Annotated in this window: 9 protein-coding genes; 7 read left to right on the top strand and 2 right to left on the bottom strand. The window is 73.5% G+C overall.

The window, feature by feature from the left end; genetic code table 11:
• The first annotated feature begins 194 nt into the window (after window positions 1-194).
• Window positions 195-3374: a DNRLRE domain-containing protein gene (locus tag ACH4ZA_RS12620; protein ID WP_398429320.1), complete on the top strand. Its 3180-nt coding sequence runs from the start codon at window positions 195-197 to the stop codon at window positions 3372-3374.
• A gap of 146 nt (window positions 3375-3520) precedes the next feature.
• The gene (locus ACH4ZA_RS12615; protein ID WP_057583231.1) at window positions 3521-4279 is read left to right on the top strand and encodes an SDR family oxidoreductase; all 759 of its coding nucleotides are present in this window, start codon (window positions 3521-3523) and stop codon (window positions 4277-4279) included.
• Between the two features lie 296 nt (window positions 4280-4575).
• Here ACH4ZA_RS12615 and ACH4ZA_RS12610 read toward each other — a convergent pair whose 3' ends face one another.
• Both ACH4ZA_RS12610 and ACH4ZA_RS12605 read right to left on the bottom strand, forming a co-directional pair.
• Window positions 4576-5832, bottom strand: a complete 1257-nt coding sequence (locus tag ACH4ZA_RS12610; protein WP_398429318.1) for a D-alanyl-D-alanine carboxypeptidase family protein — start codon at window positions 5830-5832, stop codon at window positions 4576-4578.
• Between the two features lie 96 nt (window positions 5833-5928).
• Complete coding sequence (locus ACH4ZA_RS12605) at window positions 5929-6255, bottom strand: nuclear transport factor 2 family protein (protein WP_334454986.1); 327 nt, start codon at window positions 6253-6255, stop codon at window positions 5929-5931.
• Between the two features lie 162 nt (window positions 6256-6417).
• Between ACH4ZA_RS12605 and ACH4ZA_RS12600 the strand changes: the two genes are divergently transcribed.
• The 5 genes from ACH4ZA_RS12600 (at window position 6418) to ACH4ZA_RS12580 (ending at window position 13168) form a co-directional block, all read left to right on the top strand.
• Window positions 6418-6963, top strand: coding sequence for a DoxX family membrane protein (locus ACH4ZA_RS12600; protein ID WP_057583229.1), 546 nt, complete (start codon window positions 6418-6420; stop codon window positions 6961-6963).
• 148 nt (window positions 6964-7111) lie between these two features.
• On the top strand, window positions 7112-7528 hold the full coding sequence (locus ACH4ZA_RS12595) for a MazG-like family protein (protein WP_398429316.1): 417 nt from the start codon (window positions 7112-7114) through the stop codon (window positions 7526-7528).
• A 158-nt stretch (window positions 7529-7686) separates the two neighbouring features.
• Window positions 7687-8523 (top strand): hypothetical protein, encoded by an 837-nt coding sequence (locus ACH4ZA_RS12590; protein WP_398429314.1) that lies wholly within the window; start codon window positions 7687-7689, stop codon window positions 8521-8523.
• The gene (locus ACH4ZA_RS12585) at window positions 8523-10964 is read left to right on the top strand and encodes a bifunctional serine/threonine-protein kinase/ABC transporter substrate-binding protein (protein WP_398429313.1); all 2442 of its coding nucleotides are present in this window, start codon (window positions 8523-8525) and stop codon (window positions 10962-10964) included. The genes ACH4ZA_RS12590 and ACH4ZA_RS12585 overlap by 1 nt, the downstream gene beginning before the upstream one ends.
• A complete protein-coding gene (locus ACH4ZA_RS12580) occupies window positions 10964-13168 on the top strand; it encodes a bifunctional serine/threonine-protein kinase/ABC transporter substrate-binding protein (RefSeq protein ID WP_398429312.1) in 2205 nt (734 codons plus the stop codon). Before ACH4ZA_RS12585 ends, ACH4ZA_RS12580 begins: the two co-directional genes overlap by 1 nt.
• Window positions 13169-13192: the final 24 nt, after the last annotated feature.

Genomic DNA, 13192 nt, shown 5'->3' with positions numbered 1-13192 from the left:
AAGCCGCAAATGGCTGCACGGTCAAGCGCCGGTCAAGCACTCACCATCGCATCATCACGACTTCATAAAATCCTTATACGTGGATTTGCTGCGCGGTTCGTGTGACGGTGTGCGCGCCCATGCCCCGCGGCCAGCCGACCGGGGCTGTTCGTGCTGTCCCTATCCGCCTGGTCCACACGGGAGTAGACGCCGCCGTGTCCGCGCCGCCTCGTTTCCTCAGCCCCTTCGTGCGCACGCGCACCAGGCTGGCTCTCACCCTCGGCCTCGTACTGGCCGCCCTCACCGTCGCGCTGTTGCCGTGGTGGCACCCTGACGATCCCTCACCTCCTGACGCCCGCAAGGCGTCCGACGCCAGACAGGCCGGCCTCGGCCCGCGCGACGAGAGCGCCGCCCAGGCCGAGGCCCGGCGCACCCGCAAGCCGGTCCTCGTCGACACCGCCACCACCGCCACATCCCAGACCTGGGCGCAGCCGGACGGCCGGCTGCGCATGAAGATCACGGCCACGGCGACGCGGGCGAAGACCGCGAACGGCACGTGGGCGGCGATCGACAACCGGCTGCGGCGGGTGCGGAATGCCGCCCGCGGCCTGGGCGTCCAGCCGATCAACCCCGCCCAGCCGGTCCGCTTCTCCAGCGGCACCCCCGGCAAGGGCGCCGACCGCGCCGACCGCTCCTTCGCGCGCTCGCCGCTGGCCGACGGCCCGCAGGCGCAGGCGACGGTGCTGGCCGAGGTGGACGTCGCCGGGCACACCGTCGCCTACACCTGGCCCGGTCAGCTGCCCGAGCCGGTGCTCGACGGCCCCCGCGCCCTGTACTCCGAGGTGCTGCCGGGCGTCGACCTGCTTTTGGTCGCCCGGGAAGAGGGCGGCTTCGCCCAGCTCCTGATCGTCAAGAACAAGGAGGCCGCGCAGAACAACGCGCTGGCCACCGTGGCCTACGGGCTGCGCTCGAGGACGGCCGTCTTCCGCCATGACGCGAGCGCCGGCCGCATCGCGGTGCAGGACGGCTCCGGTCAGGAGATCGGCTCCATCGCGACCCCGTTCGCCTGGGACTCCAGCGGCCGCGACCCCGAGTTCGACGCGGGCCAGGGCACGCCGCGCACCTCGGTCGCCACGCCGGCCGACGTGCTGAAGCTGTCCGGCCTGAGCGGCGTCGAGCCCGGCGCGCACAGCGCCCCGATGCCCATGCAACTCGCCGGCGACGGCACCGGCGCCGCCCGCCTCGACCTGCACGCCGCACAGACCGGTCTGTTCGCCGACCCGGACGTGAAGTACCCGGTGTTCGTCGACCCGCCGCTCAAGACCGGCTGGGCGGGGTGGACCGTGGCCTACAAGCCGTACCCCAACACCAGCTTCTGGAACGGCACCAACTTCTCCTCCGGCACCTCCGACGCCCGCGTCGGCCACGAGAACGACACCGGTGGCACCGCCCGCTCCTTCTGGCGGATGAAGTACGACGCCGCCCTCAAGGGCGCGGCCATCACCAGCGCCACCTTCAAGGTGCTCAACAACCACTCCTGGTCCTGCACCGACCGCGAGTTCCAGCTCTGGACGACCGGCGCGATCTCCTCCGGCACCACCTGGAACAAGCAGCCGAGCTGGTCCAGCGAAGTCCAGCGCAAGTCCTTCGCACACGGCTGGTCCTCCAGCTCCTGCCCAGACGAATACGAAGCGTTCAACGTCAAGACCGCCGCCCAGAAGGCCGCCGACGGCGGGGCGTCGAGCCTCACCCTCGGCATGCGCGCCTCCAGCGAGAACGACACCCAGACCTGGCGCAAGTTCCAGGCGACCAGCGCCACCCTCGAAGTCGCCTACAACCGCCCGCCCGCCACGCCGTCCAGCGTCTCCAGCGTCCCCGGCGGCACCTGCAACACCACCACCGCCGGCGCCACCGTCGGCAAGACCAACCTGGTCCTGTCGGCGAAGTCCACCGACCCCGACGGCAATCTCAAGGGCCTGCGCTTCCGGTTCTGGAAGCACGGCGCGGCCACCCCGGCCGGCACCCTCGTCACCAGCCTGACCAGCGGCAAGGGCACCCTGACGATCGCCTCCAGCACCCTGGTCGACAAGGGCGTCTACCACTGGGACGTGCGCGCTGAGGACAGCAATTCCCCGACAGCGGTGTCCGCCTACTACCCGACCAGCGGCAACCGCTGCACCGTCACCGTCGACGGCTCTGGCCCGCCGCCGCCCACCGTGGACAGCGACGTTTTCCCCGAGGCCACGCCCGAAGCGCAGACCTGGGCTTCGGTCAAGTTCGGCACGACCGGCGCCGTCACCTTCACCTCCGAGGGCGCGTCGAAGTTCCGCTGGTCCATCGAGGGCAACAGCCCCGCCGACCTGCCCGCCACGAGCGGCAAGGCGACCCTGCCCGCGTTCGCCCCGGCCCACGCCGGGCCCAACACCCTCCAGGTCTACGCCTACGACTCCACCGGCAACCCCAGCAAGCGCACCGACTACACCTTCTTCATGCCTCCGCGGGACAACGCCGACGGCCCGATGGACACCGGCGGCGACAACACCCCCGACCTGCTGGTCGTCAATGCCGAGGGCAACCTGCGCACCTGCGTCGGCGGTGAGAACGGCGACCTGTACAACTGCCTCGAGGCCTCCTACGACGCCGCCAAGCAGCCGGACCCGCAGGGCCACTGGTTCGACCCGGCCACCGGCAAGGCCGCCCTGATCGCCCACTACCAGGACACCTACCCCGGCGACGGCTCGACCGACCTGTTCGCGGTCTCCCCCGACGGCAAGTTCTGGCTCTACCCCGGCGACGGCTACGGCAGCTTCGACGTCACCCAGCGCATCGACATCCGCCTGCCCGCGAACGCGCCCGCGCCCTCGACCTGGACCCAGATCAAGGCCGTCGGCGACATCACCGGCGACAAGCTGCCCGACCTCGTGCTGCGGTCCGGCGCCCAGTTCTGGGCGCTCTCCGGCTACACCGGAGCCACCTTCCACACAGCGACCCTGATGAACGTCGACGCCTGGGCCCGCCGCGACATCGTCAACGTCGCCGACGTCAACGGCGACAAGACGCCCGACCTGCTGTGGCGCAACCTCGACAACGGAACCATGTACCTCCGTCAGGGCAAGCCGGGCACCGTCGCCGGAAGCGTCGACCTGCCGTCCCTCATGCTGGGCAGCGACTCCCTCACCGGCAAGGACGAGCCGTACGGCACCAGCTGGACGGAGGCCAACGTGCCCACCGCCGTCGGCATCCCCGACGTCAACAAGGACGGCATCCCCGACATCTGGGCCCGCCTGGGCTCCGACGGCTTCACCCGCATCTACAACCCCTCCCGCACCAACACCAACCCACCCGTCAAGGTCGTCCTGTCGCAGGACTGGAACGCGTACAAGGCCTTCGGCTGAGCAGTTCTTCGGCTGCCGTCCTTGCGCAGACCCGGCCCCGACTCCCTCCGTACGGGGGAGCCGGGGCCGGGCCGTTCTTCCGGGCCACCGGCGGGGGGCGTCTCCCGTCGGTCTCCCTGCCGTCTTCTCCCGTACGCTGCGGGGCCATGGACGGGAAGAACACGAGGATCGCGGTGGTGACCGGCGCCGGCTCCGGCATCGGGCGGGCGGTGGCCGGCGAACTGCTGCGGGCGGGCTGGTCGGTGGCGCTGGCGGGACGGCGGGCCGAAGCCCTGGAGGAGACGGCCGCGCTGACGCCGCAGGGCACGAGTCTCGCGGTGCGGACGGACGTCTCACGCCCGCAGGACGTGACCGACCTCTTCGCCGCCGTGCGCGAGCGGTTCGGGCGGCTGGACCTGCTGTTCAACAACGCGGGCACGTTCGGCCCGGGCGGTGTGCCGTTCGAGGACCTGCCCTACGAGGCCTGGCGGCACGTCGTGGACACCAACCTCAACGGGGCGTTCCTGTGCGCGCAGGCGGCGTACCGGCAGATGAAGGAGCAGCGCCCGCAGGGCGGCCGGATCATCAACAACGGCTCGGTCTCGGCGCACACGCCGCGTCCGCTGTCCGCGCCCTACACGGCGACCAAGCACGCCCTCACCGGCCTGACGAAGTCCCTCTCGCTGGACGGCCGGGCGTACGGCATCGCCGTCGGGCAGATCGACATCGGCAACGCGGCGACGGAGATGACGGCGCGGATGGGGACGGGCGCGTTGCAGGCGAACGGCGAGATCGCGCCCGAGCCGGTGATGGACGTCGCCGACGTGGCCCGCACGGTGCGGCACATGGCGGAGCTGCCGCTGGAGGCCAACGTGCAGTTCGCGACGGTGCTCGCGACGGCGATGCCCTACGTGGGACGGGGCTGAGCGGCGCCGGACGCCGCCCCACGGATCGTCAACTCCTCAACCTGCACAATCGGAATTCCTCGGTCCGCACCATTGCGGCCGGTGGCGGACCTATGCTCAACTCTTCTGCACGGAAACTTCACACTTGGTGCACGAGGATTCCGCGCCGAAGGACCGCAGGGCAGAAGGACCGAAGGACCGAAGGACCGACGAGCCATCCCGAGGGGGGAGGGCAGCCGTCCCATGGCACCGGGTGGGGGTGGACCTCGCCGGGACCGCGAGGTACGCACCGGTGCCGTGGGACGGCTGCCACACCGTCAACTGTCCTGCGCGGCCTGCCGGGTGCGGCGTCTGCGCAGGGCGTAGGCCCCGCCCACCGCGAGCGCCACCGCTCCTCCGGCCCCGCCGAGCATCCCCCACCCGTTCGGCCCGCCGCCCGCCGACGAGGCCTGCCGCACCCCTGGATACGGCGGTGCCGCCGCGGCCGTCGCCTTCTTCCCGCCCTCGCTCGACGCCTCGACGAGCGTCCCCACGGGCCGCGCCGAACTCCCCTGTGCGAAGCCCCAGTCGAGCAGTGCGGCCGTCTCCTCGTAGACGGCGTTGTGGCCGCTCTCGGGATGCAGCACGGTGACGATCAGCGTGCGGCCGGCCCGGGTCGCGGCGCCGGCGAAGGTGTTGCCCGCGTTGCTGGTGAAGCCGTTCTTCACGCCGATCAGACCCGGGTACGGCGTCACCCCGGAGGAGCCCGACAGCAGCCGGTCGGTGTTCTCGATCACGCGGGTCCGCCCGCCTTCGTCCGGGAAGCGGGCGGTCCTGGTGGCGCAGTAGGCGCGGAAGCCGGCGTCGCGCAGGCCGTGCCGGGCGAACAGGGCGAGGTCGTAGGCGGAGGACAACTGGCCCGGCTGGTCGTACCCGTCGGGGCTGACGACGTGGGTGTCCAGCGCCTGGAGGTCGGCCGCCCTCGCCTGCATCTCGGCGACCGTCTTCGCGACCCCGCCGTTCATCCGGGCGAGCACCTGCACGGCGTCGTTGCCCGAGCGCAGGAAGACGCCCAGCCACAGCTGTTCGACGGTGTACGTGACGCCGGCCCGGAGGCCGACGAGGCTGGAGCCGGACGGGACGCCGGCCAGGTCCGCGTCGGTCACGGTGCGCCGCTCGGTGCGCGGGAACCGGTCCAGCAGGGTGTCCGCGAACAGCATCTTCAGCGTGGACGCGGGTGCGAGACGCAGGTGCGCGCGGTACGCGGCGAGCACCTCGCCGCTGTCGTGGTCGGCGACCAGCCAGGCGCGGGCCGTCAGCTTCCTCGGCAGTGCGGCGGCCCCCGCGCCGGCCTGGACGCCGCCTGCGGCCAGCCGGGCCCCGCCGACCACACCGCGCGTCGCCGCGGCTGCCGGCGCGGCGAGGATCGGCGCGGCTGCGAGGGGCGCGGCAGCCGCTGCCGCCAGCAGGGAACGCCGGGAGAAGGGCGCGGCCGACGGCGGGGCTGACGGCTGGTGCGCAGGCTTGTGCGGGGACCGCTGCGAGGGCTGGTGCTGCGGAGGCTGGTGCGGGGAGGGGCCCGAGAATGCGTGCACTGCGGGACCGTACACGCATTCTCGGCCCCCCACGCACCCCGAGTCCCCACACGCTCCTTCGCCCGGGGGACGCGGAGTTCCCGCGTCCCGCGCCTGCTACGCCTGGCCGGTCTCGAACCGGGAGATGCGGCCGTCGTCCGCGACGACGAAGCTCCACCGGGTCCGCATCTCGCCCCAGGTGTCGTTGCGGTAGTCGGCGACGAGAGCGCGGCCGCCGTCCGACTCCCTGGTGACGTCCAGGTGCCCGTGCGAGGAGAAGATCTCCCGGTCCACCCACTCACCGAGGTCGCGGTCGGAGCCGTCGTCCGACATGGTCGCGTCGGGCGTGAGGAGGCGGCGGAAGGCCTCCTCGTCATGGGCGTTGACGGCGGCGACGAAAGCCCGGACCGCCGGGTCGCTGAGTCTGTCGATCTGAATCGCCATACGGGCCACACTCACACCGCGGTCCGGGCCCCGCCACCCGGGGTCCGGGCCCCGCCACCCGAACGGCGTGCAGGACGGGCCGGACGGGTGTGAGAGGTGCGACGGTGGAAACGCGTGGGGGTGTTCCTGTCGTTGTTCCCGCTTCCCCCTCAGGGAGACACCGTGACCTGTTACGAGCGACGTGACCTCGGCCTGCTGCTGCTCCGGCTGGGCACCGGCGGAGTCCTGGCGGCGCACGGCGCGCAGAAGCTGTTCGGCTGGTTCGGCGGACACGGCCTGGAAGGGACCGGCCAGTTCATGGAGTCCGTCGGCTACGCGCCCGGCAAGGCGAGCGCCACCGCGGCGGGCCTCGCGGAGGCCGGCGGCGGCACGCTGCTGGCGCTGGGCCTCGCCACCCCGGCGGCCGGCGCTGCGGCCGCGGGCGCGATGGCCGGTGCGTCCGCCGTCCATACCCCCAACGGCTTCTTCGCGACGAGCGGCGGCTACGAGCACGCCGCCTCCCTGGGCCTGGCCGCCGCGGGCCTCGCCGTCACCGGCCCGGGCCGCCTCTCCCTCGACCACGCCCTCGGGCACACCGTCGACCGCAGCTGGATGGTCCCGGCGGCGCTCGGCGTGACGGCGGCGGTCACCGCGGTCGTCGTGGGCCTGCGCAACCAGCGGCTGCGCAAGCGGGAGGAGGGCGAGCAGGAGGCGCTGTTCGAGGAGTAGCGCCCTGTCCGGAAAGGTGCATCTGCCACGACACCGGCATCGGTACTGGCACTGGTACCGGCACCGGCAGCGGCACCGGCAGCGGCAGCGCTCAGACGTGGGCAACGGCACGGCCACGGCCACGGCCACGGCCTGAGAGGCTGCGCCCATGAGCACCGAGCCGCCGCCCCGCCCCCAGCCCGGACCCGCGCCCCGGCGGGATCCCGCCTCCCCGCCCTCGCATACCGGCGAAGCCGCCGAACTCTGGGCCACCGTCGACGCCCTCCGTGCCTGGCTGGACGCCGGGCGCGTGCACGACGGCCTCGACGGGCTGCTGCTGCGCGTGCTGAAGCTGTCGGAGGAGGTCGGCGAGGTCGCCGAGGCGGTCATCGGCGCGACCGGGCAGAACCGGCGCAAGGGCGTCACCCACACCTGGGACGACGTCCAGGGTGAGCTGTGCGACGTGATCATCACTGCGCTGGTCGCGCTGCGCACCCTGACGCCGGAGGCCCCGGCGGTGTTCGCGGCTCATCTGGCGCGAGTGGCGGAACGGTCCCTCGGCGGCGCGGGCGACCGGCCGGCGTGACCACGGAGGCGTCGCGCCTTCTGTCGGCTCTCCGCCGCCGTCACGGGCGAGCCCGTTACCAAGGCCGGACTCCGTTCACGGAACCGCCCGCCCGCGTATCGCGTACCTCTGTACGATCACCGCACGCGAAGCGGGGGCGCTCAGGCGGAGGGGCGGGCATGGACGACAACACGGGCAGACGCAGGTCGACTTGGCTGAGAGCCACGGCGTCGGCGGCCGCGGCCGCGGCATTGCTCGCGGGCTGCGGCTCCGGGGACGGCAAGGCGGCCGAACCGAGCCCCTCGGCGCCGGCCGTGTCCGGTTCGCCCTCTGCCACCGCGTCCGCCTCCTCGGCGGGCGGGAGTGCGGCCACGCCGACCCCGTTCGCGGCGGACCCCGCCAAGGTGCCCCGGACGGGGCGTCAGGCCGAGCGACTGGCGCAGGCGGTCGTGTTGCAGCCGCAGGCCTGGGGCGACGGCTTCCGGGCTCAGCAGCCCGCCGCGAGCACCCCCCGCACGGTCGCCGTGCTGGACACGCAGTGCCGCTGGCAGCGTCGGCCTCTCCCGAAGACCGTCCTGGCCTCGCTGTCCCGCTACAGCGAACTGCCGGGCGCCGGCGGCAAGGGAACGTTGAAGGTGACCGCGGCGATCACCGTGCACGCCACGGTCCGCGACGCCGACCAGCAGTTGTCCACCACCCTGGAAGAGCCGTTGCGCTGCCCGGTGCAGCAGGTCCGCACCGACGAGCAGATATCCGGGCTCCTGTCGAACGCCAGCCCCTACGGCCAGGGCAGCAACACCTACTCCGACGACCAGGTGGTCGAAATCGGCTCCTACGTCACGGGAGCGAGCGCGCAGACGTACCGCTGGTTCGTCACCCGGCTCGGCACGGTCACCGTGGCTGTGTCGGTGATGGGCGCCACGGGATACAAGCCCGACGAGTTGGTGCAGTACGCGTCGCACGGCACCACCACGATGCTCAGCCGCGTGGAGTCCGAGCTCGGAGGGAAGAGCTGATGGAACCGCTGCGTTCTTCCGACCCCGCGCACATCGCGGACCACCGTCTGCTCGGCCGGCTCGGCGCCGGCGGCATGGGCGTGGTGTACCTGGCGCGCACGCCGGGCGGCGCGCTGGTGGCGCTGAAGGTCCTGCTCGCCGAGTACGCCGAGGAACCGGGCTTCAAGGAGCGGTTCCGCCGCGAGGTGGAGGTCGCCCGGCGGGTCGACAGCCCCTGGGCGGTGCCGCTGGTGGACGCCGACGCGGACGCCGAGGCGCCCTGGCTGGCGACGGCGTTCGTGCCGGGTCCGTCGCTGGGCGAGGCAGTGTCCGGGTACGGTCCGCTGTCGGAGGCCGGGGTGCGGCTGCTCGGCGCGCGGCTGGCCGAGGCGCTGGGCGAGGTGCACCGGGCGGGACTGGTGCACCGGGACCTGAAGCCGGGCAATGTGCTGATCGCCCACGACGGACCCCGTCTCATCGACTTCGGCATCGCCCGCGCGCCGGAGGACACGGCGCTCACCGCGACCGGCCTGGTCGTCGGCACCCCCGGCTATCTCTCGCCCGAGCAGGCCACGGGCCCCGGTGGCGACGACATCGGCCCGGCGAGCGACGTGTTCTCCCTCGGCTGCGTCCTGGCGTTCGCGGCGACCGGCCGTGCGCCGTTCGGCACCGGAGCGGTGGACGCCCTGCTGTACCGGGCGGCGCACGACCCGGCGGACCTGGACGGGATCCCGGCGGCGCTGCGCGAAGTGGTGGAAGCCTGCCTGGAGAAGGACCCGGCCCGGCGTCCGGACGCCGCGGAGCTGGTGCGCCGGCTGACGACCGGAAGCGAACCGCAGGACGGGCCGCCCGGTGACCCGCGGGACGACTCCGACGGCGACCCCCGGGACGACTCCGACGGCGACCCGCAGGGTGGACCCCCGAGCGACCCGCGGATCGCCCTGCAAAGGGCGCCGCAGGGAGAGCGGAAGCCCGAGCCGCAGGACGAGCCGGAGGACGAGCGGGCTTCGGGATGGCTGCCCGAGCCGGTCACCAGGCTGATCGCCGAGCGGTCGGCCGCCGCGCTCGCGCTGCCGGACATCGAGCACACCCAGGTCACAGCGTCCTCCCCGGCACGGTCCGGCGAGGCGCCGGAAGGCCTGCCGGACCCCGCCGCCGACGTGCAGGACACACCCCCCGGCCAGGTCACCGGCGACAGGACGGTCTCGACGCCCGGGCCGCAGGACGCCCGCCCGCCCGGCCGACGCCGCTTCCTGCTGCTCGCCGGTACAGCCGTGGCGGTCGCGGCGGGCGCGGGCGGCACCGCCTGGTGGGCGGCCACCCGGGACGACGACGCGAAGAGCGCCACGCCCGCCGCCGCACGGCGACCCGTGCACACCTTCGCGCTGCACGGCGACCTCAGCGGCCCGCAGCAGGCGACGGGCCGGGCGCAGGAGCGCGGACTGCGGTTGGCCGTCGCGGAGTTCAACGCGCGCGGCGACGCCCCCTTCACCGTGAAGGTCAGGGCCGTCGACGACAAGGGCGACCCGGCGACCTCGACCCGGCTCGCCGCGGAACTCGCGGCCGACCCGTCGGTCCTCGCCGTGGTCGGTCCCACCACCGACGCCACGGCGCAGGCGGCGCTCGGGAAGTACGCCGCCCGGGGGCTGCCTGCCGTCGCCGTGTCCCCTGGCAGCATGAGCCTCGTCATCCAGGGTTTCAGCTCGTTCCTGCTCGGTCGGCTGCCCGACTCGGTGCTCGCCCTGTACATGAGCAACTACCTTCGCGGCACCGGCCGTTCACGCAAGGTCGGCCTCGTCGTCGACCGTCCGGCCGGTAACTACGGGACGGACCTCGCCACGTCCCTCAGCACGCAGCTCAACAACGCACAGCTGCCCGCCGTGCCGGAGGTGGTCAGCGCGATGCGCGACGACTTCGGCAACGTGGTGGACGCGGTGCTCTCGGCCGGCGCCGACTCCGTGTTCTTCGCCGGACTGCCCGACAGGGGGGCACTGATCGCCGCGGCTTTGCGGCAACGGTCCTTCCAGGGAGCGCGGGTGTCCGGCCCGGCGCTGCTCGACGCCCGGTTCCTGACCGCGGCTCAGCAGGACGCCGAGGGCTGGGCGATGGTGGCTCCGGTCATCGACGCGACCCGCAAGCCCGAGGCGGCGAAGTTCGCGACCGCCTACCGCACGCGCTTCAAGGAGGCGCCGCCCCGGTACGCGGCGGAGTCCTACGACGTGACCGGGATGCTGCTGAAGGCCCTGTCCGGGCTGCCGGCGAAGAGCCGCACCCGGGAGAACCTCCATGAAGCCGTGCTGACGGGGAAGTACCAGGGCATCACCAAGCAGTTCGGCTTCGATCTGACCACCCCCCAGTTGGCCAGGTCCGGCCTGATGGCCATCGACGGCACCGGCGGCTTCCTCTGGCGGGTCGAGAAGGGCGGCTTCGTGTACGACGGCCCCGCGCCGCTCACCGTCTGATGGAGCCGCTGCGCACCGGCGACCCGTCCCGGCTCGGCCGCTACCGACTGTTGCGACGGCTGGGCGTCGGCGGCATGGGCGTCGTCTTCCTGGCCCGCGCACCGGGCGGGGCGGTCGCCGCGGTCAAGACGGTGCGTGCCGCATACGCGGAGGAGCCCGGCTTCCGGGCCCGGTTCCGCCGCGAGGCGCAGGCCGCCCGGCAGGTGCACAGCCCCTGGGTGGTGCCGCTGCTGGACGCCGACGCCGACGCGGAGACGCCGTGGCTGGCGACGTCGTACGTGCCGGGCCCGTCGCTCTCCGAGACGGTGGAGGTCTTCGGGCCGCTGTCCGTCGCCTCCGTGCGGGTCCTGGGGATCCGGCTCGCCGAAGCCCTCGAAGCGGTCCACGCGGCGGGGCTCGTGCACCGTGACGTGAAGCCGGGCAACGTGCTGCTGGCCCCGGACGGGCCGCGGCTCATCGACTTCGGCATCGCCCGCGCCCCCGAGGCCACGGCGCTCACCTCCAGCGGCGTCATCGTCGGCTCGCCCGGCTTCCTCTCGCCCGAGCAGGCAAGGGCGCGCGGCGGGGAGATCGGCCCGCCCAGCGACGTGTTCTCACTGGCGTGCGTGCTCGCGTTCGCCGCGACCGGGGTGCGGCCCTTCGGCGACGGCGGGGCGGCGGGCGTGCTGCTGCGCACGGTCTACGAGGAGCCGGACCCGGCCGCGTTCCCGGACGCCCTGGCGCCCCTGCTGACATCCTGCCTGCACAAGGACCCGGCCGACCGCCCCGACCTCGCCCGCCTGCGAGCGGAACTCGAGGCGGGCGTCGGACCCGGCCCGGGCGGGAAGGCGGGGTGGCTGCCCGAGCCGGTCGCCCGCCTGATCAGCGACCGGTCCGCCGCCGTGCTCGCCCTCGACGCCGTCGAGCCGACCCAGGTGTCCGCGCCGGCGAGCACGGTGTCCCCGGACGCCGCGACGATGACAGCCGTCAGGACAGCACCGTCCGTCGCGCCCGGAATCCGCCGTCGCAGCTTCCTGCGCCTCGGATCGACGGCCGGGGTCCTGGCGGCCGGTGGCGGTGGAGCCTGGTGGTGGAGCACCCGCCGCGGTACGCCGACGCCGCCTGTGGCGCGCCCGCGTCCCGAACTGGTCGTCGCGTTCCAGGGCGACCTGACCGGACCCGCGAAGGACAGCGGGAACGCCCAGCTCAACGGGGCCCGGCTGGCCGTCGAGCAGGTCAACGCCCAGAGCGTCCGTCCCCTTCGCCTGAAGCTGGTCCCGTACGACGACGGCGGCGACCCGACCCGGGCCGCGAGCCTGGCCGGGCGGCTGGTGAAGGACGCCGGCGTCCTCGCGGTTCTGGGGCCCACCAGTGACGCGTGCTTCCTGAGCACCGAGGCCGCGTACACCAAGGCGACGATGCCGGTGGTCACCGTCTCGGTGGACGTCGGTCTCGACGGCAGGTCGATCGGCTACAGCCAGTTCCGCTCCCACGCGGCGCTGCACGTCGAAAGGACGCTCCTCGCCGCCCCCTGCGTCCGCTACCTCAGCAACCACGTCGACGCGCGCAAGGTGTTCCTGGTGGACGACCGGGCGCAGGGCGACACCGCCTGGAAGTTGTGCGACCTGACCCAGAAGGGACTGCGGAGCGCGCGCCGGCAGGCAACGCTGACCAGCGTCCCCGCCGGGAGGATCGACTACAAGGCGCTGGCCGCGTCGGTGCTGGCCGCGGGGGCGGACGCGGTCGTGTGCACGGGCGACGCGGCACGGACCGCGGGACTGGCCTCCGCCCTGAAGGCGGCCGGGTTCACCGGCGCCCGCATGGCGACGGAACAGGCCTTCGGCCCCGGATTCCTCGCCGCCGCCGGGGCGGCCGCGGCCGGCTGGGTCTTCGCGACCTCGTTCACCGACCCCACCATCCGCCCGTCCGCCCGCGCCTTCTCCGCCGCCTACCGCACCCGGTTCGGCGCCGCCCCGGGCTGGTACGCGGCCGAGGCCTACGACGCCGTGATGTTCCTGGCGGCGTCCTGCGCGCAGGACGGCGCAGCCCTGCGGGAGCGCGTCGCGATCGCCCACCGCCTGCAAGAGGTCAAGCACACCGGGATCACCCGTACCGTCGCCTACCGCCCGTCGCACGGCTACAACGACGACGCGATGTTCCTCTACGAGGTCGCGGGCGGCGCGTTCCACTACCTCGGGCAGTACAAGGAGGCGGCGGTGTCGTGACCGGGGGCACCCCTCACCCTCCCG

Origin of the sequence: Streptomyces sp. NPDC020597 (assembly GCF_044335095.1) — a bacterium.
Classification (GTDB): domain Bacteria; phylum Actinomycetota; class Actinomycetes; order Streptomycetales; family Streptomycetaceae; genus Streptomyces.
Note: the sequence above shows the minus strand (reverse complement) of the source record. Positions and strands in the feature narration are given on the sequence as shown.